This window comes from Bacillus sp. Brlt_9 (genome assembly GCF_051948935.1).
GTDB lineage: Bacteria > Bacillota > Bacilli > Bacillales > Bacillaceae_G > Bacillus_A.
In genome coordinates this window covers 73,777-97,093 of the sequence record NZ_JAYJLO010000005.1, presented here as the reverse complement: position 1 = coordinate 97,093, position 23,317 = coordinate 73,777, and the positions used below count along the sequence as shown (strand labels likewise).

Sequence of the window (23,317 nt, the reverse complement as noted above, 5' to 3'; positions counted from 1 at the left end):
AAAAAAACTTGTTCACTAACTAGAGATGCTTATTGAAATAAATTTCATTTATAAATACACTAACTTAATTATCAATTTACTGCAGCTTTTTTGAGTAATATACTGAAAGCAAGTTAAATTCTATATGTAATAATATTGGAAAAACAATTGATAGTGAGGAATCCGTAATCATACCATATATGATTCCCCCTAAAAATGCGAACAGCATAAATTTTATACTAGTCTGATTAAATCTATAATATTGTAAGTGAGATACAGCAAATAGAAAGGAAGATATTAGAATTGGTAGAGTAACTGGTATGTAAGCTATTTCAAAAAAAGGGTGTGTCGAAAATGAGTTGTTAAGTATTGGTATAATCATCCCTCTAAAAATTACTTCTTCAAAAATTGGATACATAATTACAAAGTTTAAAATATTCTTTTTCCCGCTTGGATTATATCCTGAGTATCGTGAAATGAAAATATTCGTTATCACGGCAATCAAGATTAATACAACCATTGATTCATAGTGAATTGGTAAACGGAATACATAATTGTCTTCGTAAAAATAACTAATTATCGTCAGTAGTGTTCCCCATATATAAATAATCTCATTTTTAATCTTGCGATACAACTTTTTTCTAATAACAACTCTTACTGTAATATCAACAATTTTATATGAAAAAGCTAATAAAACAGCAAATACTAACGAAATAAAGTAGCTCATATCGATTTATCCCCCATCTAACCAAGAGCTTTTTTCATTTCATGCATTTGTCCCCGTCAACACCACCTTCTTATTTCCTATATTATAAAATTTTACCATATAGTGGTGGTTTATAGTTAAAAATATTAGTTGAATACGATATAATGATTACAAAACAAAGACCTCTCTATTGAGAAGCCTTTGTTTTTACACTATATGATTATTTTCTCCCGCCAAACTTTCCTAAACTTTATATAACAAGCAATCCTCCAAGGAATAATATACGAGACAGCAACAACATAAAATAATAAACCTATTGTTTGCTGATCTAAGTCAACAATATATTGTCTTGAACCATATCTCAAAACGACAAGTGCAATAAAAGTAATTAAAAAAGCTGCACTTTTTTTCGTATAAATATTCCCATCATCTCTTCGTTCATAATTTGTTAAAACTATAAGTGGTACGGCGAGAAGAATCCCAATCAATACCGCTATAACTACTTGTAATATAGCTGGATGTACGGGACCAAAAAACCATAAAATACACGGTGTTAAAAATAATAATGGCCACAAAATACGTATCCCAGTTCCCTTTATAGGTTTATACATAGATCGATAACGACGCCAGAATATTAGTAGTGCAATGCATAAGAAAACTGTAATGAGTGAAGATGTGTCTCCCATTTTCTATCCTTCTCTCTATAGTAATCTAATACTATTTTAAATCGTTTATTCGAATGATACTTTTCGAATAAATATACTACTAGTTATGATATAAAGCACAGTTAATCCAATTGAAATAACATTAAAATATGGAATATCTACTGAGGATACATCACTCGTAAATAATAAACTGGTTACTCCCGCCTCTCCATAAAGCACACTATTTGTTGATAAGAACAGCGTTCCACCAATCATAAGACCAATCCACTTAAACCGTTGCTTAAAAACTACTACCACTTGAAAGAAACATGCTGTTGTAACATAAAATAAAAATTGCAAAATAAATTGTTGTATCGATTGCTCCCCAAAATTAACATTTACTACGTTATATTTTAAATCTTGCAGAAGCATAACTTGAAGAAATGAAAATAATGCAGATTGAAGTACAATGTAACAAATTGCTCCGATAAAATATTGTATTCTCGTAACACCGAATGAAATAGCTAAACGAAATAGCTCATCTTGTATGATGAAAACACTCCCTACTATAAATAACATAATTGCTATTGAAGGGTTATTTATAATTTCAGGTAAATAACCAATGTTTGCTCCATATAAATGAGCAGCATTTAAAGCCCCTTTTATTAATAAAGCTACCATCCAGAATATTAAAATTGCTTTATAATGAAAATTTATATGTAACTTCAACTGCTTCATTAACATTGTCATTTCACTTCACCACCATTTATGTGAATAAATAGTTTTTGTAATGTAATTCTATCAATTACTAAACCTTCTTTTTCAAGAGAGGAATAATCTTCATTAGAAAGCTCTTCGCATATAACAGTAATGCCTTTATTTCCATAGACTTCTCGATTTACTACTTTCTTATTAATTGTAAACTTATCTACTTTATCTTTTTTTCCTGAAATAATATGAGCTTGTTGTAATAAATTTTCCACTGATGATTGAACAACTAGTTTTCCTTCTTTGATAATGATTACATCTTCAATCACATGGGTTACTTCTTCTACTAAATGTGTTGATAATATAATTGTTCGTGGATATTCACCGTAATCCTCTAGTAGTAAACTATAAAATAATTCTCGATGTGCTGCGTCTAAACCAGTAGTCGGTTCATCAAAAATTGTAATTGGTGCCCTACTTGCTAACCCTTGAATAATTCCAACGACTGTTTGCATGCCGTGTGATAGTTTATGGTATTTTACTGTCATATTAAGTTGGAATTTATCGGCAAGTTCTTCTGCGTACTTTCCATCCCAGTTTTTATAAAACATGCTGCACATCTTAAAGATTTCTTTTACTTTATAACTTAAATGTGCTTCTTCTTTCACTCTCACAAAACAAATATTTTGCATCGCTTTACTATTTTCAAAAACATGTTCACCAAATATTGATACGCTACCACTACTTGAAGTAATTTGACCAGCAAGCAAATTTAATAGTGTCGTTTTTCCTGCACCGTTTCTACCGAGCAAGCCATATATTTTATGTTCTTCCAATGAAATCGTTACTTCATTTACTGCTACTTTATTTTTATATTTTTTCGTTACATCTTTCGTTTCAAGAACAATCATGCCTATTTCCCTCCTTCGTAATTTTTTGAATCATATCCATCAATTCATCTTTTGATATTTCTAATACTTTTGCTTCTTCCCACACTTTCGGTAAATATTCGGTCATAAAAGTATTTTGTCTTTTTTTAAGTACGACTTCTTTCGCTCCCTTTGCAACAAACATCCCGATCCCTCTCTTTTTATATAGAATCCCTTCATCCACTAATACGTTTACCCCTTTACCTGCAGTAGCTGGATTTATTTGTAACATCTTCGCAAATTGATTTGTTGATGGCACTTGTTCTTCTTCAAGTAATATGTCTTTTAAAATATCAGATTCAATCGTTTCTGCAATTTGTAAGTATATTAATTTATTTTGTTCCAGAGTAGGCTTCACAATTTCACCACCTTAGGTTCATAGGTTCATTACTTATGTAACTAACCATATCACATAACAATATTTATTTCCATAAATTTCTTTTACAAAAAAAGAGAATCATTCGTTTAAGAATGACTCTCTTTCTAAAATTTTGAAGTTACAACTCTTGTTCTCAAATTTTTTTCATTTTATTTCAACTGTTGCACTGGGTATTTAGCAAATAAAGCTTTCCGAAACTCTTTATCATTCATAAGCATTGTAATTTTTTTATTATTATCGTTAAGGAACTTTACTACTTTCTTTTTATCCCATATATCATCTTCTTTTGGAAAATCATCAAATTTTTCATACATGATTGATAGTATTTCTTCTCTTTTTATCGTATCCTTACCATCAAACCAATACGTCTCAACCATATCTTCTGTAAGGGCTCCAGTCCCTCGTGCACCATAGTTCACCTTTATACTTTCATTCTCTAAACTTATACTTTGAAATGTTTCACTACCGGGTAAATAATTAACAATTGCAACCACATCTGAGTTATTACCAACGTATGTCCCCGCATATTTCTTAAAAGCACCAGGTTCAACATCGGATATTTATTTTATCCTTTCCCCGCTAGAACAAGCAGTAATAAATAAAAAAATTGTTAGCATAACAACCACTTTACGATGCATATATTTCATTTAGCATCCCCATTTTTATCGATATTTCGTTCATTACAATACATCTTCTCAAAACCCTTTAAATATACGCATTTTAATCAAAATTAAAAATTTTCGATTTTTATGTTTACAATTATCCATTAATTGTATATACTTACTAACGTAAGAAAAATATTCTAAAAGGAGGTCGAAGGAAATGATGAAATTACAATTACATGCTTTAACTTTAGCATTAACTGCACCTTTGTTTTTCGGACAATTAAATATGAATTCGACCACCCTAATGGAGAATTGAAAATCGTACATTAATTCGATTAATTCATAAATTCGCCACAGGAGGTCGTATACTTTCCTGTGGCTTTTTCACGCCCTGCCATAGGAGAACTATATCTTCCTGTGGCTTTTTTGTGCGATTTTTTAGCCTCTTACATCATTTTTTTAAGAAAGGAGCAACATTCGATGACTATTAGCGTATTGTTTTTAAGTATTACGATTCAAAGAAATACAATTTCCAAAGATGAAATGTTTCATAATGAGCAAATTGAAAAAGCTATGAATGATGTTAAGGAGCGCCAAGCGCTTTATTGTGATCACCTGTAATTCCTTTTCGAAAGGAGGAATTCATTTATGACTTTTCATATTTTCTTTTTTACGACTGTACTTCAGAAAAGCACTTTATCTGAAGATGAAATCATTCGTAAACAACAATTTAAACAACTAACTGATAAAATGACTGACATTAAAAGTTCATACTACACACAAATGTATTAAAAATATATTTTTAAGGAGCAATACCTTCATGAAATTTAAAGCATTCTTTTTAACAATCACTATTCAAAAACGTAAGCTTTCACAGAAAGAAATTTTACGTGAACAACATATTCAAACTATTATGGACGAAGTGAAAGAGCGTCAAGCTTCTTATTACAGCCGTCTTTTCTAAATAACTTTTAAAGGGGCAATACACTTATGAAATTTAAAGCATTCTTTTTAACAATCACTATTCAAAAACGTAAGCTTTCACAGAAGGAAATTTCACGTGAGCAACACATTCAATCTATTATGGACGAAGTAAAAGAGCATCAAGCCTCTTATTACAGCCGTCTATTTTAAATAACTTTTAAAGGAGAAATACCTTCATGAAATTTAAAGCATTCTTTTTAACCATTACCATTCAAAAACGTAAGCTTTCTCAAAATGAGATTTTGCGTGAGCAACACATTCAATCTATTATGGACGAAATGAAAGAGCATCAAGCTTCTTATTACAGCCGTCTTTTCTAAATAACTTTTAAAGGGGTAATACACTTATGAAATTTAAAGTATTGTTTTTAACCATTACGATTCAAAAAACTAAGTTCTCCGACAGTGAGCTATTACATGATCATCAAATTAATAAAGCTATGGAAGATGTAAAAGAACGTCAAAGTCACTACTGTAGCCATCTATAATTCCTTTCGAAAGGAGGAATATATCATGAAGTTTCACCTTTTCTTTTTAACAATTACAATCCAGAAAAAAAACTATACTGATGCTGAATTAAAACAAGAACAACAATATAAACAGGTTATAGACGAAATTCGAGATCGTAGAAGCAAATACTACTCTCACCTATAATTCTTTAAAAATATAAAACTTGAAAGGAGTCGATTATGATGTTGATAGCACGCTCTAGGGAAATGATTTGGATAGTTCAGAGGGATTCCACATAGTTTTATCTTTGCTATATCAAACAAGTTTGCCGTTATATTTGATGTGTAATAAATATATAATAAAATTGCATCAATAAACTTTTTAATATTGATTTCAAAAAAAGATACACCACTTGAAAAATGGTGTATCTTTCTCAACATATACTATTTTCGATTACTTCGTTTCGTCTTAAACAGTCTCACTAAGTTCGATACAACTGTTTTCGTTACTGCATAAACTGGCACTGCCAAAATCATTCCGATAATTCCCGCAAAATTACCTACCCCTAAAATTAAAATAATAATTGTTAACGGGTGGATATTTAATTTTGAACTCATAATACGCGGTGAAATGATGTTACTTTCAAACTGTTGTACAATTGTTACGATAATAATTACGTACAACGCTTGCATCGGAGATACGAACAGACCTACAATAACAGCTGGTGCTGCACCGATAAATGGACCTAAGTTAGGAATGATATTTGTAAATGCCGCTATAATTCCTAAAACGAAAGCGTACGGTAAATCGATAATTAAATAACCGATAAAAGTAAACGCACCTACAAATATACAAACGAGCGCTTGCCCTTGAATATATGCAGATAATGTTTCATTCGTTTCCTTAATGATACGAAGTCCTTCTTCACGGTAAGACTCAGGTAATAAACTAACTGCTTTCCCTGGGAATGCATGTCCATCTTTAAACATATAAAATAAAATGAACGGTACTGTGAAGATCACTAATGCCACGTTCGTGATAATACCAAATAAAGCCGTTGCACTCGACGTAATCGTGTTTGGTATATCCTTTAAGTATTCAATCGCATTTTTTTCAATTGTTTCAATGGAAACATAGTTTTGTGTAGATAACCATTCAAACAATCTATGATGGGATAAATCTTGTATGTATAGTTTTCCCTCTTTAATATAACCTGGCATATTTTTTACTAAATCCATTAGCTGTTGTGAAATTGTTGGAACAACTACCCCAACTCCAACCGCAGTTAATGTTATGATAAAAAGATATAACAGTAAAATCGCTAAATTTCTAGGTACTTTTTTATTCTCCAAAAAGACTAACAATGGGTTAAATATGAAGTATAAAAATAACGCGATTAAGATTGGGAAAAACAAAGTTGATATGAAGATACCAATCGGTTGAAATAAAAACGATATTTTTGTGCAAATAAATATGATCGCTACAACCATTAGCACTTCTAATGTCCAAAAGTGCACTTTCGATTTCAAAAAACTTCCTCCTTTAAACTAGCACTTCTCTTTATTGTACCAAAATACACTACGATTTCACATAATATTTTCCTTTACAATATTCCAAAATGCCAATAAATACACTACAATGAGATTACATACAAATTTGCAGGTAAAGGTGATAAAAATGACACAATGCATCATTTGCAGAAAAGATACGAAAGAACTTAGTGAACAATATGTCATCCCAGAAATATTATGTGGATATTATTTCACAAACTCAATTTGTGATACTTGTCATGAACAAATGACAACAAATATTGATCGTCCCTTAATTCGGCATAAATTAAGCCAATATAAGATTGAGCAAATGAAAAAACAAATTGACTCCCCCCTCTATACGAATGAGCATGGCGAGGAACTTGCGGCTGCTGAGACAGATGTTGTTGAAGTAAGTGATGAAATACTTTATTCCAACGCATTAATTATGAAACTATGTAAAAAGCACGATATTTCACTACATAACGAAATTTGGAAAGAAGAACGTGTAACGAAAGTAGCTAGCTCTATTCAACGTGAATTACTTTTAGATAACCGTAAATACAAAATGAGTGTATTAAAAATGGCATATACTTTCGCTGTACAATCTGTTGATGGCTATTTTGAAGATCCAGATGCGATTGATATCTCTAACATTCTATCAAACGCCGATTTCATGGAATTAAAAGAAAAGAGCATCGTGCGCGATTTAAGCAAAAGTTCTTTATGGAATACATTAAATACAAATAGTGAGAACCATTACTTTATTTTATTAAGTGATAAAGATGGCCTGTTCTGTTTCATTCGTCTATTTGATATCTTTGATGTTGTCGTTCATTTATCAGAAAAGAGATATGAACTTCCATCACCAATTGTCGGCGTAAATAATGTAAGTAAGCAGGAATTTTATGTCCAAACTTTAAAACAGTATATGGATGGGCTATTTAAAGAAAAAACCCCTTCTATTTAATCGGAATCAGAACATACGGTCTCCTTTCTTGATGAAAAGACACTGTGTTATAATAAGTATGAAAAGAACAATACAATCACATAAACTAATTATTAATTGTATATAAATAAAAAAGACTAGTGTGCGGCTACACACTAGTCCACGTAACTTAGCAGATTGGATTGTTCATTTATCCTATTTGTTTCTTACAAACAAAACAACCCACATTCTATTGGCATAGGTGGGTTGTTATTTTTTGAGCTTGTCTATTAAAACGACGACGAACGTTAACAATGCAACGAGAAACAGTCCACCCTGCAGTAGCAACGCTATTTCACTCACGTATTATCACCCCCCTCCTATACGGAGAAGTGATAATTGAACAACCAACCATACCTTAAGTTACTATTTAATTTTACCATATTTTCTAATAGTTTACGATGAAAACCCGCAAGTGAAATACTTGCGGGTTTTCTATCCCGTATTAACAGGCAGTAAACAAAATGGAGCAAAACATAGGTGGAATTGTCTGTTAATACCCGATTAGTTGAACTTTATTTCTCACTATTTTTTTAATGCATATGCATCAGCTATCATTTCACCAACAATTTTATTCCCTTGTTTCTTTTCTTCTTTTAATAAAGGAAATAACAGTTCTGCCACTTCATATGCTTCTTCTAAATGAGGATATCCTGATAAAACAAACGTATCAATTCCTAATGCTTCATATTCTTTTATTCTTTCTGCTACCGTATGCGGATCACCTACAAGGGCAGTACCTGCACCACCTCTTACAAGCCCAATGCCAGCCCATAAGTTAGGACTTATTTCTAACGACTCTCTCGAACCTTTACTTAAATGTGTCATCCGTTTTTGACCGACTGAATCATATCTCGCAAATGTTTTTTGAGCAAGCTCTATTGTTTCATTATCTACATATTGAATTAACTTTTCAGCCTCTTCCCATGCTTCTTCCTCTGTTTCTCGTACAATTACATGTAACCTAATACCAAATCGTACGTTACGCCCCTTTTCTTCTGCAAGTTTTCTTACTTCTTCTATTTTCTCTTTCACTTGCTCTGGTGGTTCGCCCCACGTTAAATATACATCACTATGTTCAGCTGCAACTTCTTTACCTGCAGCTGACGATCCGCCAAAATAAATTGGTGGATACGGTGTTTGAACTGGTGGGAACACGACTTTACTATCTGTAACTTTAATATGTTTTCCTTCTAAAGAAATACTTTCTCCTTGCAGCGTAGCTTTCCAAACTTTTAAAAATTCATCCGCTGCTTCATATCTTTCATCATGTTCCAGATACAATCCATCACCTTGCAATTCGACCGGATCTCCTCCAGCTACTACATTAATAAGTAGTCTTCCATCTGAGATTCTATCAAATGTCGATGCCATCCTCGCTGCAACTGTCGGTGACATTAGTCCTGGTCTAACTGCTACTAAAAATTTTAATTTCTCTGTTTCAGCAGCAAGTGCCGACGCTAATACCCATGGATCTTCACAACCTTGCCCCGTTGGAAGTAACACACCCGTAAATCCTAAATAATCGGCTGCCTGTGCAACTTGTTTATAATAACCATATTCAGCTGCTCTTCCTCTTTTTGTCGTTCCTAAATATCGACCATCTCCATAAGCTGGAATAAACCATAACAATTCCATACTATTACACACCCCTTAATTATTTTGTGAAAAATCCACTAAAACACTTTATATAAATTACCCCTAATAATTTACCCTGCTATTTGCGGGCAGTAAGATCCCCACCTCAAAATTCAGCGAAAGCAAAGAATTTAGGTGGGAGTTCAACTGCCTATACAGGCCTGATTGGTTCAACTAATTATCAGTGGGGATGAAGAAAACCCCACTGATTAAAGTTTCACTTTATATGTTAATCCCCTGTCTCTCCTTTAAAATTATCTCTCCATCTTAAAAACTTCACTTCTAGTAAACGTACGAGTGAATCAGAAAACTTCCCAACGAACGCAAAAATAATAATACCGACAAATACAATATCTGTATTTGAAAATTGCCTTGCATCCATAATCATATAGCCAATACCTTCTGTAGATCCCATAAGTTCTGCTACTACTAAACTCACCCATGCAACACCTAAGGATAACCTTGCTCCTAGTAAAAGGTTAGGCAATGCAGCTGGTAAAATTAGTTTTGTAATTAATTTTCTTTTTCTAAACTCAAACACTCTCGCAACATCAAATAACTTTGAATCCACACCTCTAATACCTAAAAATGCGTTTACGTATAAAGGAAAAAATGCACCATCTGCAATTAATAACACTTTCGATGTTTCTCCAAAACCGAACCATAATACGAAAAGTGGTGCCACAGCTAAATGAGGTACAGTTCTTAACATTTGCACAGATGGATCTAAATATTGTTCACTTCTCGTTGAAAATCCAACAATCGTTCCTAAAATAATTCCTAAACTTCCGCCGATAAAGAAACCAGCCGCAGCCCTGAATACACTAATACTTAGATGGCCGAATAACTCTCCTGTTTTAATAAGCTCTTGGAAAGCTAGAAAAATATCTACTGGTGTTGGTAAAACTGTTTTAGAAACAAGACCCAATACGCCAGCCAACTGCCAAATTATTAATATAATAACTGGTATAGTAATCGCCCTTACTAAAACTTTTACATTTAACTTTCGCACCTTCTTGACGCTGGTTTTCTCAATCGTTATACTCGCTGGTTTAATAACAGCTTTCGTATTTTCCACTTTACAAAACCTCTTTTCACTTCGCTTTCAATGCTTTTTCTACGAAAGAATTATCTACAACTTTTTCCGTCTTAATTTCTTTCTTTATAGAACCAAGCTTATATTGAAAATCCGCTGTCTTTTGCTGTTCTGCTATTATTTCTTTCGTTACTGGAACTAAAATTGGTTTGTCATGATTAAACACTTCTTTTACAATTTCAGCATCTATTTTCTTTGCAGAAGTATATATTTTTATTGCTTCATCTAAGTTTGACTCTTGCCATACACGAGCTTTTTCATAAACCTTGAGAAACTTCTCAACTAATTCTGGATGTTCTTTTGCAAATTTTGTTCTTGCAATTAAAAACTCTGGTGAAGAAACATTTAATCGTTCACCATCTGCAATAACCTTAGCTCCTTTATTTAACGTATGTAGTGAAATGAACGGATCCCAAATGGCCCATGCATCTACTGATCCTGATTCAAATGCGGGCTGCGCTTCATCTGGTTGCAGTTGAATGACATTTACATCTTTCGCATTGATACCTTCTTTTTCTAATGCTCGATACAATAAATTAAATGCGCTACTTCCTTTTGCTACGGCAATTTTTTTACCTTTTAAATCTTTTACGCTCGTAATCTTGCTATCTTTTTCCACAAGAATTCCTGTTCCTTTCCTCGCATAACTTGTATTAGCAATTTCGGTAAATTCAATACCAGCCGCTTGCGCTGAAATAACCGGGGAGTTTCCAACTTCGCCAAAGTCTAATCGATTTGATGCGATCGCTTCAAAATAGGGAGGTCCGCTTTGAAACTCTGTCCATTTCACTTTAACTCCTTCTTTTTTAAATTCCTCTTCAAACCATCCTTTTTTCTGTGCTAATAATAGTGGGCTTAACCCTTGCTGTATACCAATTTGAATTGTTACATCTTCTTTCTTACTACTTGCTGTGTTTTTTTCACACCCTAATAAAAATATAGATATAGCTAATGCAAAAGAAAGAACTTTACCTTTTTTATACATATATAATCCACCCTTTTCCTATATACTCGTTTGAATCAGTCCCCCGTGTTCAAACTGCTGTAATACTTTCGTGCGAATTTCTTGGAATAATTCCGAAGTTTTACTACGTGGATAAGGTAAATTATTTTCAATCACTTTATGTATTTTTCCAGGCTTTGCACTCATGATAATAATTCGGTTTGAAAGATATATCGCTTCGTCTATATCATGAGTAACAAATATCATTGTCGTTTTCTTCTGCTCCCAAATATTTAAAAGTACTTCTTGCAAATGACTTCGAGTAAAAGCATCCAGCGCTCCAAAAGGTTCATCAAGTAATAATACATTCGGATCTCTTAATAACGCTCTCGCTATCGCAACACGTTGTGACATCCCGCCTGAAATTTCTTTCGGATACGATTTTTCAAAGCCATCTAACCGAACGATTTCAACCCATTCTCTCACCTTATCTTTCACATACTTATCTTTTAACGACAAATCTGCAGCAATATTTTCTTCAACTGTTAACCATGGAAACAAGCGATGCTCTTGAAATATAAATCCTTGCTTCTTACTCGGTTTTGTTATACGCTCTCCGTCAATAATGATTTCTCCTTCAAAATCGCTGTCTAAACCTGCAATAATTTTTAATAGTGTACTTTTTCCGCAACCACTTGGACCAATTACTGTAACAAAATCCCCTTTCTCTAATTGAAAATTAATATTCTCTAATACTTGAACAGTACGAGTTTGTTTCGAAAAATATTTTGATACTCCATCAATTGATACAGTCACTTTTCCCCCTCCTTGAAATGATTCATCTAAATGAACAGATTCAGTATTTATGCAATAAAAAAACCAAAGGCATTTTATCAATAGATAAAATGCCTTTGGTTTCTCCAATCAGCAATACGTAATGGAATTAAGTACATATTATACAAACTTTTCCGATAAGTCAACTCGGTTTTGTTAAAACATACGTATGATTTGTTTAAACATCTTGACTGTTGTTTATTTGAAAATTATTTTTTATGGTCCTTAATCCACTGTAACCAATAAGAAAACTCACATGCCAAATGCATTTGATGCGATTTAATAAGACTATTAGGACAAAGTGCTGGGAACTCTACAACTAGACTTACTTCTATACCAGTGTCTGTATCTTTGAATTGATGTCGAACTCCACCAATAGTAGTACCGTCTTTCATACGTGCAACACCTGTTGATTGGTATTGATAAGACTTGTCTCTAGGTGTCTTCAATCCCGTTTCGTCACCAAAAACAATAAAAAATCGAACTGGAAACGGAGAATTACCAGTAGTTTCGATAACCTCTAATTCATTTTGCCCAAAGGGTCTTAATACATAGTGATCAGGACAAGCTGATAAATTCACTTGATGATTTTCACTTGATTGTTCAAGCATAAAACTATCAATTCCATTTATCGCTTCTTCTGCTGTAATCCCATCTAAATAGATACTTGTTTTTGAAAATTTTCGTCTATCGCCAGATAAAACAGTACAAATACGCATACCCATTTCACTTAATTTAAGTTTATATTTTAACTTATCATACATTTCATTGGATGAATAATTTAACTTTAGTTCCGTTAGTTTTTTTATCATAACGTCTGTATCATTTAATTCCAGTTCTTTATGTCCTAATGTATTTAAAACTTTTTTAATACGTTCTCTTTTCCACTTTGTAAGTTGTTCATTCGAAATATTGTTTCCATCAATTATAATCTTCATATACATTCTCCTTCTCTTTGATCGTATCGTAGTGTATTTAATACTAAATTAACCATTTCTTGCTTCGTATCTAAATTCAAATTCGCGTCTGAATGGGCAATACTACTAAGACCGTATAAAATAAATCCTGAAGCTAATAATGAGTTAACAGTATTAAAAACCCCTGTTTTTACCCCTTCTTCAATCACTTGTCGAATTAATGGCTGCATTCGCGTAAATAATTTCTGTTCCAGTTGAAAATGTTGTTCCGTCTGAAACGAACTCACATTTTTATAAGGTGCTAATTTTTCGATAAATGTCCAAAATATATTTAGAGAATCTTTCATCTTTTGCATGACAGATCGTTCATTAGAAATAAGTATTTCTTCAATTAACTTCATATTTTTCACAATAAAATCATTTAATACTTCATCAACAAAATTCTCTTTAGACTTGAAGTAATAATAAAATAAGCCCGTTGCTACACCAGCATGATTCACAACATCTTTTATGCCAAATCCTTTCATACCATTTTTCATATATAGTTCAAATCCAATATCCATTAACTCTTGCCTTCTTATATCTGGTTCTTTTGATATTCTTTTCATACGTCATCTCCTAGTATGTTTTCTCTGCGACTGAATCTGATTCAATCATAAACGACTGAACTATATTCAGTCAATATTCGTTTCCACAAAAAAGAGTAATCCCAAGAAATATACATCTAACCTTAGACTTATCAAAAAAGTTAGATCATATAACTTAAGACTACTCAATTTCATTAAACACATATTTTCTTTTCAAATCAATTTCACTTTAGTTTAACCTCACCATTTCTGTCTCTACAATCATTTGAGGAAGCGTCTTTTGAATTATTTCCTCTAATACATAAAGAGCTTCATTCACATAGCCACCCTCAAAACCCTCTAAAGGCTCAGGTAACTCATCTTCATCTAAAATAAAATATTCTCCGCTTGGAAGTACCAAAATATCAATAATTAAGTCTTCAAATGAAACTAGTTCGTCTGTTATTTGCGTATTTTTTACAACATTAAAATAAGAGCCTAAATACATTCCATTTTGATCTCTCCATATGTATAAATTGTACGGACGATCTTCCCAGTAGTATGCAATGGTGTAACTTCCTTTTGGGATTGTTAAACTCGTACTATGTGTAGTCATTGTAAATGAATACTGAACCTCATGAAATAACACGATACTTTGCAACTGCTTTTCAAGTAATAAGCAAGTGTGATCTACTACGGTCGAGTCATACCTGATTTTTCTTTCTACAATTTTACTTTTAAGTGTTAGTAATTTATTCATTCTTTGTTTCCCCTTATGCTATTTCTAATCTTAATTATATCCATTTATATAGTCATAAAGAAGTGTTTGGTCTCCAAATACACAATAAAAACTCCTTCTTATTTTAGAAGGAGTTTTTCACTGACCATGTTTCATATTTTTTCACTTCTAATGGAAGCTCATTTGTTTTCAGCCACTCTACTGCACTACATACAAGCGGAGATGAATTGTCTTCTGTAATGCTTTCGATAGGAATCCATCTAGCTCCTAATGAATCTTGTTCTTCAAATTGTTCCGGTACTACGAATTCACATTCGCAGTTTTCAACATCGTAGAAAACTGCGATATGATGTACATATGTGTACTCCTTGAACTTTGATGGAATTTGAAAATCAATTGTACCTATTTGTTTTACTACTGTTACCTTTAGACCAGTCTCTTCTTTAATCTCTCTATGAAGTCCAGCTAATAATGATTCCCCATCTTCTAGACTACCACCAGGTAGATCATACCGATTTCTATATGGACCTTTCATTTTATCGATTATTAATATGTGATTGTTTTCGATACAAATGCCGTACACACCAAACGTACGATGAAAATTAGTAACATTATTCATGTTTCAAATTCTCCATCACCGCATCATAAAACTTCCGTTCCTCATCAACATTTAAGTGAACACGACTTACTGTTTTAGAAAATCCATATAACAATTGCGCCTTCACTGACTCTTTTAGTGTTATTTCAAATGTTGGAGGTTCCTTTATAAATTCCATCACGGTTGCATCAAGAACCTCTTTCTCTTTCTTTAAAAGTTCTCCTTTATAAAACGTAATTTTATCAATTTGTTTAAATGGTATAATAATTTTCTTTCCTAATCCAATTTGAATGATAATCTTTTCTTCCGCAACAATAATTGGATTTTTTCGCATTGCTTGTATTTCAGCTAAAAAATAAAACATTGCATACACGTTTAAAATAAGTAAAATCCATGCTATTACTGGATTCCATTGATGAAGCAAATAATGAAAACCGATACTTTCTATTAAGGTTGCATGGATGATCATGATATATACACCTATTGCACCAGTCTTTTTATGGTATGAGTATACACCTTCACCTTCTGGCACTTTTTCACGCCACGATAAAAATGCATAATAAATTAACTTACACTCTGTTACAATGATATCTATTAATTTATTTCTTTTCATAGTGTCGTCAAACGCAGCATCAATTGCATAAGAAAATGAAGAATACTCCCTTTTATATTCTTTATATTTTTTTATTATGTTAGGAAGCTTTCTAACAATTTTATATAGAAGGAATAACTCTAAACATACAAAAGCAATTTCTCCTGCAACTATAATATAAGAAACGTATGAAAAAGCTTGTAAATAGTCGCTTGGAATAATAAATCTTGCAAATATATAACCAGCTATTACGACAGGGAATATATACGTTAACGAGTATCTTTTTCGAATAATAAAGAAATACGTAATGACCGGAATTACAAACATACAATCTAACAAAGAACCAAGCACTACTTCTTTCGGAGCAGCTGGTACAATTGGAAGAGCATACAATAAATAGTTTGATAACAAGATGAAAGATATTAGTCCAAACCAAATACCTTTTCGCCTTCGTGATAATGCGAAATTCATACATTCACCCTCTTATTTAAAAACCTCGTTTAAATGGTCTTTATAAAATGAAATGGCACGTTCAAATTCTTTTACTTCCTCTGCTTTTACGACTGTTTCAAGTAATAATTTCATTGCAGTTTCATGTTCGTTTACGTTATATTTTGCTAAAGAGAGAAACACCTTCATCACGTCATTATCCGGAAACTGCTGCAAACCCGTTTCTAAAACTGTAATTGCTTTGTCATATTCACCTATACAACGATATGTACTGCCAAGACCGATATATGCATCGCAAAGTGACTCACCATCAAGTCCATTTACAATTGCCTGTTCATAATACGGCACTGCCTCTGTTTCAAGTCCCATTACATCATGTATCCAGGCGCATTGAAATAGCACTTCTGCATCCCTCGTAAAGTTTGTTAGCCCAATAAGTATCTCTCTGGATTGCGCATATTTCTTTTCGTTTCTTAGTTTAATAGCTTGCTTTAATAAATGTTCCATAGAATCCACTCCTCACCAATTATGCTATGTATCCATCTTGAATGGTTAACGTTCGTGTAAAAGTTAAATTCCCATAAATTAAAGTTTCACTTACCTATATATATTATGCGGATTCATTCTTATCCAAATACTAAAAATTATAAAACAGTAATGTGATTACAAAGTACTTCTAACCTTTTGACAATTTCTTTCGCTGTTTCATCTTTCCCATTACATAACTTCCCTTTACCGTCTTGTCCAATTACGTAGTGCACCGCTCCGCGTGAATATAAAGAATGTGGTGAATTCGCAATCATTACACTCGCCTTCGCTTCCTGCATTCTATTTTTCGCTCTTTCGAACAGTTCTTCTTCATTTACATCACTTTCAAGCTTAAAGCCAACAAGTACCGTTTCTGGATCCCACTGTTTTATTTGCTTTAATACTTTCGGTGCCTTTTGAAAATGTATAATTGGCGCTATATCACTTGAGATTTTTCCATTCATATCAAGAACATTGCCCTCTTGATCACAAATTTTGTCTACAATCCAATCTGATCCAGCCGCTGCCATTATGACCGCATCAACCTTTTCATGCGTAATTATACTCTTCATTTTATCTTGTAAATCAACAATTCCTTCAAATGGGTGTAATTCCAATTGATTATTTATATCGTTCGGTTTCTCAGCGAAATAACCGTGTAAATAAATAACATGTGCCCCTTTACTGATAAGCTGTTCGGCGATTATTCTTCCGATTGTTCCTTTTGCCATATTCGTATGACCACGTACTTGATCCCATTTTTCTAAACAACCACCACTTGTAATTAATACCTTTTTCCCCTTCATTGTAACCATCCCTTACTTATTTTTCTTACGAAACCATTCTGTTCCAAAGTCAACTATATCACGCTGTTTCATAAGACGACACTTTGCGTTTCCTATTTTCCCATTTGTTACAGTTCCCTTTTGTTCAAACGCTACACCAATTTCTATAAACTTATCAGAATCGTAATCCATATCAATAAACTCTTTCCATACTCTTTCACCATTTTCTATTATAGGCGCCCCTACTTTTATTAACTCACATGCACCAGAACGTACTTCAGATAAATGTACAGACGTATTAGAGTCATATCCAACACCAATTAATAATATGTATCCGTCTAAATCGTATATTTTTCTTAATGGAGACTCTTCTCCTAAACTCATTGATAGTGATTGATTCATCGTTATTTCTTCTGCACGTTTTCCCCATGCCGCAAAACTTCCTAATGGATGGTTGCTACGTACTACATTCGGATATGTACGAAAACATTCAACTACCTTCCCCATTGCTCTTGTTGGAGTTATATGTGGCTCAAATGCTGGTACGTTATCCCGAATAATTTGCCACCACTCTTCAGGTACAGGTGGTCTTGACCAATGTTTCGGATCAGATAAATCCGAAGATTGCGTTGGCATAATAATGGTTCCCTCTTCTGTAATGACTTTCATTAATGCCTCTACTACCGCAACTGCTCCGCCTGATACCCAGCCTATAGAACTTAGCGAAGAATGTACAATCACTGTCATTCCTTTTTCTAACCCTAATTTTCTTAAATCATTTGTAATTGTTTTAATTGTATTTGGCAATGGCGTACTTGCCACTATGTCATTCATTTTCACGATTGTTCCCCCATTTTGTATTAAACTACTACATACATATATTATCATATTTTTCTTAATTTTTAACTTAATCATTTTTATCAACACATTAAAATAGTAATATATTGATTTTATATAACGAAAAGAACAATATAGGCGTTACATCAAAACAATAAAAACACTCTGTAAACGAAAGAACCCATCAAAAATGATGAGCTCTTTGTATCCTTTATCCTTCTATTGTAACACCTGTAAACATCGATAAGTTTCCCGTTATTTTTTCACCTACTCGTAAAAATAACCCTGCGGCTCTCCCGCTAATACAGTGTGAACCAATTAATAGTTTACCGGTATACGGACCATCCCATGTATCAATTGTATAGTCAGGCATTTCTATGTATTGCTGATATATTTTCCGCTGTTCAAAATAATACGCTGTTTTATCTTCTGCTAAAAGCTCATCATTTTCGTATATAGATACTCCTCCGCCTTCACGGCCATATAAAGGTTTAGAAACATATGATTCATTTCTTTCTATAAACGGTTTATTTGTAAAATATGTTGGTAAGAAGTATTTCTCTATAATTCCTCGCTCTTCTTCCTCAAAGAAGACTCCATCTTCGTAAAGTTGCCAAATTAACGCGAGTACACTTTTATTTTGCATAAGAAAAGCTACAGGCGGATTTATGATTTTCACTCTTCCTTGCGCTATATGATCTAAAAACTGAAGTCCAATTCTTTTCCCATTTTTATCGGTATCTGAAACTAAATATTCGATTGGATATAGTCTATATAAATAATAGATTCGTTCACCATTTGGCGTATATATACCATCATCTGCAACGACGATATCTTGTATACCTATATAGTCGGTTAATTGATCTAAGCAATAGCTTCTTAAAAATTGAACTGTTTGATGATCTTCATCGTGCCAATCATAACTAGTAAAATATATCTTCTCTTCAGGACGTATATTATAGTCATGTTTAATTTGTTCCCATGCCTGAACAATATGCTCTTCTATATGATTGGGGTGATTTACATCATGATAACGACATAACACTTCATTTGCGACAGACGGCTCTAAATAACCTGTTGGTGTATCACAATTTACTTCTATTAACTTTATATCTTCACCATTTACGATAAAGTCAAACCTTGTAAAATATGAAAACAAACCAATATGTTTCATTCTCACAATTTCCCACGTTTCAGCTGGAAATCCTAGTTTTTGAAAATCTTCTGTCGTATTGACAATATATTGATACGTTCTATATAACACATACATAATTTCCTCTGTTGCTTTTGAAATAGCAGTATAAGTTTTTACTGGCATACGATACATACCCGTTGCCATATATTGATTCCATTCTTCCTTCTCTAAAAGACTCGGCCATGTAAATCCATTCCGACCAGCCTCTTCTGCAAGTGAAAACCATACTTTCATATACTCTTTCTGCTCTTGTTCTGTATACATGATCCTATTATCCTTTCGTGTTATGATCCCGCCGGCGCTTTTGCATTCCCAATTCCACTGGAACCAGAATTCACTTTCGGAGTTTGAGTCGTAGATGATTTCGGCGTATTTGTATCTGGCGTCACTTTATTTGATGTACTCGGCTGTTGTTTATTTAAATCTACTTTATTGGAAGAATTATTGTTGTTACTGTTAGTTCCGCCGTAGTACCCTCCACCACCGCTGCCACCAGTTCTACTTTGGTCTTTTTCACGATATGGAATAATATTATTTGCATATGGTTTCTTCATTATATTTGGTTTTACTGTATAATTCATATTTGTAGTTCTGCTTGCTAGTAAATATCCTGCTACGAATGGAAGTATTGGTAAATGTGAATTTTCATTATACGATGAAAATGACGGATTCATTTCCTTACATAACTCATCATTTTCTACATTTTCATTAGTAGGAGTTTTATCGTCACAATTTAATGTTTCTTGTTCATTACCTTGTTTTCCACCATCTGTTTTAACAGCAGTACTTTCTTTCTGGGCCGTTTCTTCTTCATAATCGCCACAGCCCGTTAATAAAAAAGATGACACCCCTATTGAAGTAGCAATTTTTATAAATTTACTTTTATCCATTCTCATGTGTTATACACCTAATTTCTTTTATCTATATTTTTCCAGTTACTTATATTATATAATGTAATTATTATCTTTTTCAAACTATACTCAACATGTATATTTGCATATTTTCAACTCCCGGATATTTTCCCCCTAAACTTTTAACCTGAAAACCGATTTTTTTATAAAATCCTACTGCCTCATCGTCTGTCTCTGCCTCAAGATAAGTCAATTGGTGCGTTCTTAATACTTCCTTTATCATTTGCAACGCAATTCCTTTATAACGATATTGTGGAACGACTGCTATATGACATATTCTTGCTTTATTTACTCCGATTATTTCAATACCTATACAAGCTTTTTCTTCAAATTTATAAAAAGTCCCTTTATTCCTTCCATAAAATAAAACTGCTTTCTTTAAGCTAGTTTCACTTGGACCAATTGCATACTGTAGCACATTTAATATTGGATCTTTCTCAATTTGTTCCACGCGTTTCAAATTCATTTCTACATCCCTTTCCATAAAAAAGACTAGCTCTTTATAAAAAGAGCTAATCTCATTACGCCGTTATTTTTTCTTCTTTCTTCACAACGACCGCTACATAACTATGTAGTATCATTCCAACAATAACAAGACTCATACCAACCCAAGATAAAGATGACGGAATTGGCGCAGATAGTAAGATGAGCTCTCCTACTAACGCAAATAAAACTTCACCGGATTGTGTTGCTTCTACTGTTGCTAGTTTTTGTGGATCATCTTTTACAAGATCTGTTGCAAAGAAGAATAATACTGTCGCGATTAAACCAGAACTCACTGCTACAATAAAACATTGGAAAACTTGGCTACTTGACGGTAGCCCGCTTGTTGATACTTCATAACCAGATAGTAAAAACCAAAATGGTAAACTTGCTAATGTCATACCAAGAACTCGCTGAAATACATCTAGTTCCCCTTTACAAACTTGCATCATTTTTCGGTTTCCAAGTGGATAAGCAAACGCTGCAATAATTACAGGAACTACACATAAAACGGTTTCACGAATTCCTAATGAAGAAGCATGTTCTACTTGCATGAGTACAACACCGCATAAAATAATACCTGACATAATTAATTCCTTCATTGGAAGTTTTTTATGTAATGGATCAACTGCAAAAAATGGTGTTAACAAAATTCCTGCAACGATTGTAATTTGCCATGTTGATGCAACGAGCCAACCAGGTCCAAAAGCTCCGGCAAAACTAAGTGGTGCATAGAAGAGGCCAAATCCAACGATACTCCACACTATCCATTCTTTCGGATTATTTTTCATATATTGAAAGAGTTGCTTTAAGTTACCTCTATACATGACAATAAGTAAGAGCATCGGAACCATAAAGTAGTACCGTAATGATGCACTCCAAATCCAGCTTCCACCTTCTAAGTCCATCGCCCGGTTTAAAACGAAGGTAAAGGCAAAGAAAAATGATGCCAATATCCCTACTGCAATAGCTTTCATTATAAAACCCCTTATAATAGTTTTTTTATTAAATAACGCTCAATCTATTCGAATGCAAAGTTTTTTAACAGCATATTAATTTATAAAAATAATAGTGTTTTTATTTATTATACAATATATTAAAATAAAATCAGGAGAAATTGCTACATCATTCGTTTCATGGATTCCACTAATCGAGATGTGTATGCATTTCATATCTGCTATATGCATATTGATCAGTGCATATCGTACAGATGAAGAGTTTTGGCTTTAGAAATAAATTAGTTATTTGGATGTGATCATATTGAAAACATATAAAATTTCCATGGTATTCACCTTATTGATGTTAGCTGCAGGGCTTTCTTTTCTATTTATTTGTATTTTAGCTTTAATAGATGAATTTTTCTCCCTTGGAATTCTAATTTTAATCATCCCAGGCATTTTTATATATTATGGTTTTTATCTTTTGAAAAAAAGAAGAGAAAATACCGGTTTTTATTGGGATGATGAAGGTATTATAATTGATTTAGATGGGAATAAAGTTTATTGGTATGAGATAGAAGATATTGTATATAGCGGTTTCCCAGACACAAAAGCGACTGTAATTTCCACTCACTATACGCATCACGAAAATATAAGAATACGCCATAAAAAATGGCAGCCTACAATTGCGCATATAATTTACTGGTATTTAATGGCGCAACCAAAAGACTTCCATAAAAATTTGATGTTAACTTGGGAAGAAAAGAAAAAAAAGCCAATTTAAAATGAACTCCCCCTAATCTATTAATTACGGGGAGTTTTTCACATTTACATTATATGTAGTTAATATTCTTTGTACAATTTTCTCAACCGACTAATATGAGCTTGATGGTACCGATTATGATCTGCTATATGCCATATCCCCCATCTTATAGTCGCATTTTCTCCCTTTTCATAAAAAATTTCTCGTGTTAAATCATATTCTGTTAGTTTCATGCATTCCTCATAAAACATATGATGCACCGCTTCATAATCTTGCATTAATTGTTGCAACGTCTGTTTTCTTAAACTTGGCAGTTCTCCTACTTCATTTAACATAAGTCCGTATTTATTTTCAAGTGCGAGTGGAACTGCTTCTCCCTTTAAGCGATACACCCAATGTAGATCAACAACTGCTAAATGTTGAAGTAGTTGTCCGATACTATTTTCATTATTTTCTGATCCTTTAAAAGACAATTCTTTCTCATCAATACATTCTACTAACTTTTGCAATCGTTTATATGTATCCGTAACCGTCGCATACAAAATTGCCACTTGCGGGTTCATATTTTTTTCTAAATGGAGATCTTTCATACTAAACTCCCTTT

General features: G+C 33.0%; 33 protein-coding genes and 1 pseudogene. 9 read left to right on the top strand and 25 right to left on the bottom strand.

Annotated elements, in window-relative coordinates; all coding sequences use genetic code 11:
- Positions 1-76: 76 nt before the first annotated feature.
- From VF726_RS20410 to VF726_RS20385, 6 genes and pseudogenes are all read right to left on the bottom strand, one after another.
- Positions 77-706 carry a lysostaphin resistance A-like protein gene (locus VF726_RS20410; protein ID WP_440171593.1) on the bottom strand — a complete coding sequence of 210 codons (630 nt, stop codon included), beginning with the start codon at positions 704-706 and terminating at the stop codon, positions 77-79.
- 191 nt (positions 707-897) lie between these two features.
- On the bottom strand, positions 898-1,371 hold the full coding sequence (locus tag VF726_RS20405) for a CcdC family protein (protein ID WP_440171591.1): 474 nt from the start codon (positions 1,369-1,371) through the stop codon (positions 898-900).
- 45 nt (positions 1,372-1,416) lie between these two features.
- The gene (locus VF726_RS20400) at positions 1,417-2,079 is read right to left on the bottom strand and encodes a DUF4052 family protein (protein WP_440171589.1); all 663 of its coding nucleotides are present in this window, start codon (positions 2,077-2,079) and stop codon (positions 1,417-1,419) included.
- Positions 2,076-2,948, bottom strand: a complete 873-nt coding sequence (locus VF726_RS20395) for an ABC transporter ATP-binding protein (RefSeq protein ID WP_440171587.1) — start codon at positions 2,946-2,948, stop codon at positions 2,076-2,078. The genes VF726_RS20400 and VF726_RS20395 overlap by 4 nt, the downstream gene beginning before the upstream one ends.
- A complete protein-coding gene (locus tag VF726_RS20390) occupies positions 2,935-3,324 on the bottom strand; it encodes a GntR family transcriptional regulator (RefSeq protein ID WP_440171585.1) in 390 nt (129 codons plus the stop codon). The genes VF726_RS20395 and VF726_RS20390 overlap by 14 nt, the downstream gene beginning before the upstream one ends.
- 170 nt (positions 3,325-3,494) lie before the next feature.
- Positions 3,495-3,992 (bottom strand): annotated as a pseudogene (locus tag VF726_RS20385) (DUF4825 domain-containing protein).
- A 438-nt stretch (positions 3,993-4,430) separates the two neighbouring features.
- Here VF726_RS20385 and VF726_RS20380 point away from each other — a divergent pair.
- The 7 genes from VF726_RS20380 to VF726_RS20350 are packed head-to-tail and all read left to right on the top strand — an operon-like array spanning position 4,431 to position 5,587.
- Entirely contained in the window at positions 4,431-4,571 is a 141-nt protein-coding gene (locus VF726_RS20380; RefSeq protein WP_098577103.1) for a YrzI family small protein, read from the top strand.
- Positions 4,572-4,598: 27 nt separating this feature from the next.
- Positions 4,599-4,742, top strand: coding sequence for a YrzI family small protein (locus VF726_RS20375; protein WP_440171583.1), 144 nt, complete (start codon positions 4,599-4,601; stop codon positions 4,740-4,742).
- Between the two features lie 28 nt (positions 4,743-4,770).
- Positions 4,771-4,914 carry a YrzI family small protein gene (locus VF726_RS20370; RefSeq protein ID WP_000668966.1) on the top strand — a complete coding sequence of 48 codons (144 nt, stop codon included), beginning with the start codon at positions 4,771-4,773 and terminating at the stop codon, positions 4,912-4,914.
- Between the two features lie 26 nt (positions 4,915-4,940).
- Positions 4,941-5,084, top strand: coding sequence for a YrzI family small protein (locus tag VF726_RS20365; protein WP_073515397.1), 144 nt, complete (start codon positions 4,941-4,943; stop codon positions 5,082-5,084).
- A 26-nt stretch (positions 5,085-5,110) separates the two neighbouring features.
- A complete protein-coding gene (locus VF726_RS20360; RefSeq protein WP_440171580.1) occupies positions 5,111-5,254 on the top strand; it encodes a YrzI family small protein in 144 nt (47 codons plus the stop codon).
- A gap of 26 nt (positions 5,255-5,280) precedes the next feature.
- Complete coding sequence (locus VF726_RS20355; RefSeq protein ID WP_440171578.1) at positions 5,281-5,421, top strand: YrzI family small protein; 141 nt, start codon at positions 5,281-5,283, stop codon at positions 5,419-5,421.
- Positions 5,422-5,446: 25 nt separating this feature from the next.
- A complete protein-coding gene (locus VF726_RS20350) occupies positions 5,447-5,587 on the top strand; it encodes a YrzI family small protein (RefSeq protein ID WP_048525997.1) in 141 nt (46 codons plus the stop codon).
- 239 nt (positions 5,588-5,826) lie between these two features.
- Here the strand turns inward: VF726_RS20350 and VF726_RS20345 are convergent, their stop codons facing one another.
- Positions 5,827-6,912: an AI-2E family transporter gene (locus tag VF726_RS20345; RefSeq protein ID WP_000837880.1), complete on the bottom strand. Its 1,086-nt coding sequence runs from the start codon at positions 6,910-6,912 to the stop codon at positions 5,827-5,829.
- Between the two features lie 148 nt (positions 6,913-7,060).
- Between VF726_RS20345 and VF726_RS20340 the strand changes: the two genes are divergently transcribed.
- Positions 7,061-7,882, top strand: a complete 822-nt coding sequence (locus VF726_RS20340) for an HNH endonuclease (RefSeq protein ID WP_087956019.1) — start codon at positions 7,061-7,063, stop codon at positions 7,880-7,882.
- Positions 7,883-8,110: 228 nt separating this feature from the next.
- Here VF726_RS20340 and VF726_RS20335 read toward each other — a convergent pair whose 3' ends face one another.
- From VF726_RS20335 to VF726_RS20255, 17 genes are all read right to left on the bottom strand, one after another.
- Positions 8,111-8,203, bottom strand: a complete 93-nt coding sequence (locus VF726_RS20335; RefSeq protein ID WP_001289320.1) for a putative holin-like toxin — start codon at positions 8,201-8,203, stop codon at positions 8,111-8,113.
- A gap of 222 nt (positions 8,204-8,425) precedes the next feature.
- Complete coding sequence (gene ssuD / locus VF726_RS20330; RefSeq protein WP_440171573.1) at positions 8,426-9,538, bottom strand: FMNH2-dependent alkanesulfonate monooxygenase; 1,113 nt, start codon at positions 9,536-9,538, stop codon at positions 8,426-8,428.
- A 229-nt stretch (positions 9,539-9,767) separates the two neighbouring features.
- Entirely contained in the window at positions 9,768-10,616 is an 849-nt protein-coding gene (locus tag VF726_RS20325) for an ABC transporter permease (protein WP_440171571.1), read from the bottom strand.
- A 16-nt stretch (positions 10,617-10,632) separates the two neighbouring features.
- Positions 10,633-11,619 carry an aliphatic sulfonate ABC transporter substrate-binding protein gene (locus tag VF726_RS20320; RefSeq protein WP_440171569.1) on the bottom strand — a complete coding sequence of 329 codons (987 nt, stop codon included), beginning with the start codon at positions 11,617-11,619 and terminating at the stop codon, positions 10,633-10,635.
- Between the two features lie 18 nt (positions 11,620-11,637).
- Entirely contained in the window at positions 11,638-12,393 is a 756-nt protein-coding gene (locus VF726_RS20315) for an ABC transporter ATP-binding protein (RefSeq protein WP_440171567.1), read from the bottom strand.
- Positions 12,394-12,620: 227 nt separating this feature from the next.
- Entirely contained in the window at positions 12,621-13,349 is a 729-nt protein-coding gene (locus tag VF726_RS20310) for a hypothetical protein (RefSeq protein ID WP_440171565.1), read from the bottom strand.
- Complete coding sequence (locus tag VF726_RS20305) at positions 13,346-13,936, bottom strand: TetR/AcrR family transcriptional regulator (protein WP_063221543.1); 591 nt, start codon at positions 13,934-13,936, stop codon at positions 13,346-13,348. Before VF726_RS20305 ends, VF726_RS20310 begins: the two co-directional genes overlap by 4 nt.
- Positions 13,937-14,144: 208 nt before the next feature.
- Complete coding sequence (locus VF726_RS20300) at positions 14,145-14,654, bottom strand: DUF402 domain-containing protein (protein WP_242252896.1); 510 nt, start codon at positions 14,652-14,654, stop codon at positions 14,145-14,147.
- Between the two features lie 103 nt (positions 14,655-14,757).
- Positions 14,758-15,252 carry an NUDIX hydrolase gene (locus VF726_RS20295; protein ID WP_440171562.1) on the bottom strand — a complete coding sequence of 165 codons (495 nt, stop codon included), beginning with the start codon at positions 15,250-15,252 and terminating at the stop codon, positions 14,758-14,760.
- On the bottom strand, positions 15,245-16,294 hold the full coding sequence (locus VF726_RS20290; RefSeq protein ID WP_440171560.1) for a hypothetical protein: 1,050 nt from the start codon (positions 16,292-16,294) through the stop codon (positions 15,245-15,247). Before VF726_RS20290 ends, VF726_RS20295 begins: the two co-directional genes overlap by 8 nt.
- 12 nt (positions 16,295-16,306) lie before the next feature.
- Positions 16,307-16,780 carry a tetratricopeptide repeat protein gene (locus VF726_RS20285; RefSeq protein ID WP_440023806.1) on the bottom strand — a complete coding sequence of 158 codons (474 nt, stop codon included), beginning with the start codon at positions 16,778-16,780 and terminating at the stop codon, positions 16,307-16,309.
- A 137-nt stretch (positions 16,781-16,917) separates the two neighbouring features.
- The gene (locus VF726_RS20280) at positions 16,918-17,607 is read right to left on the bottom strand and encodes a phosphopantothenoylcysteine decarboxylase domain-containing protein (protein WP_440171558.1); all 690 of its coding nucleotides are present in this window, start codon (positions 17,605-17,607) and stop codon (positions 16,918-16,920) included.
- 12 nt (positions 17,608-17,619) lie between these two features.
- Complete coding sequence (gene aacC, locus VF726_RS20275) at positions 17,620-18,420, bottom strand: BA2930 family N-acetyltransferase (RefSeq protein WP_440172061.1); 801 nt, start codon at positions 18,418-18,420, stop codon at positions 17,620-17,622.
- A gap of 214 nt (positions 18,421-18,634) precedes the next feature.
- Positions 18,635-19,882 carry a glutathionylspermidine synthase family protein gene (locus VF726_RS20270; RefSeq protein WP_440171556.1) on the bottom strand — a complete coding sequence of 416 codons (1,248 nt, stop codon included), beginning with the start codon at positions 19,880-19,882 and terminating at the stop codon, positions 18,635-18,637.
- Between the two features lie 20 nt (positions 19,883-19,902).
- Positions 19,903-20,514, bottom strand: coding sequence for a hypothetical protein (locus tag VF726_RS20265; protein ID WP_440171554.1), 612 nt, complete (start codon positions 20,512-20,514; stop codon positions 19,903-19,905).
- Positions 20,515-20,587: 73 nt separating this feature from the next.
- Positions 20,588-20,995 carry a GNAT family N-acetyltransferase gene (locus VF726_RS20260; RefSeq protein ID WP_440171552.1) on the bottom strand — a complete coding sequence of 136 codons (408 nt, stop codon included), beginning with the start codon at positions 20,993-20,995 and terminating at the stop codon, positions 20,588-20,590.
- Positions 20,996-21,050: 55 nt separating this feature from the next.
- Positions 21,051-21,989 carry a DMT family transporter gene (locus VF726_RS20255; protein WP_440171550.1) on the bottom strand — a complete coding sequence of 313 codons (939 nt, stop codon included), beginning with the start codon at positions 21,987-21,989 and terminating at the stop codon, positions 21,051-21,053.
- 274 nt (positions 21,990-22,263) lie between these two features.
- Here VF726_RS20255 and VF726_RS20250 point away from each other — a divergent pair, with 274 nt between their 5' ends.
- A complete protein-coding gene (locus VF726_RS20250) occupies positions 22,264-22,734 on the top strand; it encodes a hypothetical protein (RefSeq protein ID WP_440172059.1) in 471 nt (156 codons plus the stop codon).
- A gap of 59 nt (positions 22,735-22,793) precedes the next feature.
- Here the strand turns inward: VF726_RS20250 and VF726_RS20245 are convergent, their stop codons facing one another.
- Positions 22,794-23,303 (bottom strand): DinB family protein, encoded by a 510-nt coding sequence (locus VF726_RS20245; protein ID WP_440171548.1) that lies wholly within the window; start codon positions 23,301-23,303, stop codon positions 22,794-22,796.
- Positions 23,304-23,317: the final 14 nt, after the last annotated feature.

Bases quoted from the DNA above. Each gene is read 5' to 3' on its own strand.
- VF726_RS20410 (WP_440171593.1), bottom strand. From the start codon at position 706: ATGAGCTACTTTATTTCGTTAGTATTTGCTGTTTTATTAGCTTTTTCA.
- VF726_RS20405 (WP_440171591.1), bottom strand. From the start codon at position 1,371: ATGGGAGACACATCTTCACTCATTACAGTTTTCTTATGCATTGCACTA.
- VF726_RS20400 (WP_440171589.1), bottom strand. From the start codon at position 2,079: ATGACAATGTTAATGAAGCAGTTGAAGTTACATATAAATTTTCATTAT.
- VF726_RS20395 (WP_440171587.1), bottom strand. From the start codon at position 2,948: ATGATTGTTCTTGAAACGAAAGATGTAACGAAAAAATATAAAAATAAA.
- VF726_RS20380 (WP_098577103.1), top strand. From the start codon at position 4,431: ATGACTATTAGCGTATTGTTTTTAAGTATTACGATTCAAAGAAATACA.
- VF726_RS20375 (WP_440171583.1), top strand. From the start codon at position 4,599: ATGACTTTTCATATTTTCTTTTTTACGACTGTACTTCAGAAAAGCACT.
- VF726_RS20370 (WP_000668966.1), top strand. From the start codon at position 4,771: ATGAAATTTAAAGCATTCTTTTTAACAATCACTATTCAAAAACGTAAG.
- VF726_RS20365 (WP_073515397.1), top strand. From the start codon at position 4,941: ATGAAATTTAAAGCATTCTTTTTAACAATCACTATTCAAAAACGTAAG.
- VF726_RS20360 (WP_440171580.1), top strand. From the start codon at position 5,111: ATGAAATTTAAAGCATTCTTTTTAACCATTACCATTCAAAAACGTAAG.
- VF726_RS20355 (WP_440171578.1), top strand. From the start codon at position 5,281: ATGAAATTTAAAGTATTGTTTTTAACCATTACGATTCAAAAAACTAAG.
- VF726_RS20350 (WP_048525997.1), top strand. From the start codon at position 5,447: ATGAAGTTTCACCTTTTCTTTTTAACAATTACAATCCAGAAAAAAAAC.
- VF726_RS20340 (WP_087956019.1), top strand. From the start codon at position 7,061: ATGACACAATGCATCATTTGCAGAAAAGATACGAAAGAACTTAGTGAA.
- ssuD (WP_440171573.1), bottom strand. From the start codon at position 9,538: ATGGAATTGTTATGGTTTATTCCAGCTTATGGAGATGGTCGATATTTA.
- VF726_RS20320 (WP_440171569.1), bottom strand. From the start codon at position 11,619: ATGTATAAAAAAGGTAAAGTTCTTTCTTTTGCATTAGCTATATCTATA.
- VF726_RS20310 (WP_440171565.1), bottom strand. From the start codon at position 13,349: ATGAAGATTATAATTGATGGAAACAATATTTCGAATGAACAACTTACA.
- VF726_RS20305 (WP_063221543.1), bottom strand. From the start codon at position 13,936: ATGAAAAGAATATCAAAAGAACCAGATATAAGAAGGCAAGAGTTAATG.
- VF726_RS20300 (WP_242252896.1), bottom strand. From the start codon at position 14,654: ATGAATAAATTACTAACACTTAAAAGTAAAATTGTAGAAAGAAAAATC.
- VF726_RS20295 (WP_440171562.1), bottom strand. From the start codon at position 15,252: ATGAATAATGTTACTAATTTTCATCGTACGTTTGGTGTGTACGGCATT.
- VF726_RS20290 (WP_440171560.1), bottom strand. From the start codon at position 16,294: ATGAATTTCGCATTATCACGAAGGCGAAAAGGTATTTGGTTTGGACTA.
- VF726_RS20285 (WP_440023806.1), bottom strand. From the start codon at position 16,780: ATGGAACATTTATTAAAGCAAGCTATTAAACTAAGAAACGAAAAGAAA.
- VF726_RS20280 (WP_440171558.1), bottom strand. From the start codon at position 17,607: ATGAAGGGGAAAAAGGTATTAATTACAAGTGGTGGTTGTTTAGAAAAA.
- aacC (WP_440172061.1), bottom strand. From the start codon at position 18,420: ATGAATGACATAGTGGCAAGTACGCCATTGCCAAATACAATTAAAACA.
- VF726_RS20270 (WP_440171556.1), bottom strand. From the start codon at position 19,882: ATGTATACAGAACAAGAGCAGAAAGAGTATATGAAAGTATGGTTTTCA.
- VF726_RS20265 (WP_440171554.1), bottom strand. From the start codon at position 20,514: ATGAGAATGGATAAAAGTAAATTTATAAAAATTGCTACTTCAATAGGG.
- VF726_RS20260 (WP_440171552.1), bottom strand. From the start codon at position 20,995: ATGAATTTGAAACGCGTGGAACAAATTGAGAAAGATCCAATATTAAAT.
- VF726_RS20255 (WP_440171550.1), bottom strand. From the start codon at position 21,989: ATGAAAGCTATTGCAGTAGGGATATTGGCATCATTTTTCTTTGCCTTT.
- VF726_RS20245 (WP_440171548.1), bottom strand. From the start codon at position 23,303: ATGAAAGATCTCCATTTAGAAAAAAATATGAACCCGCAAGTGGCAATT.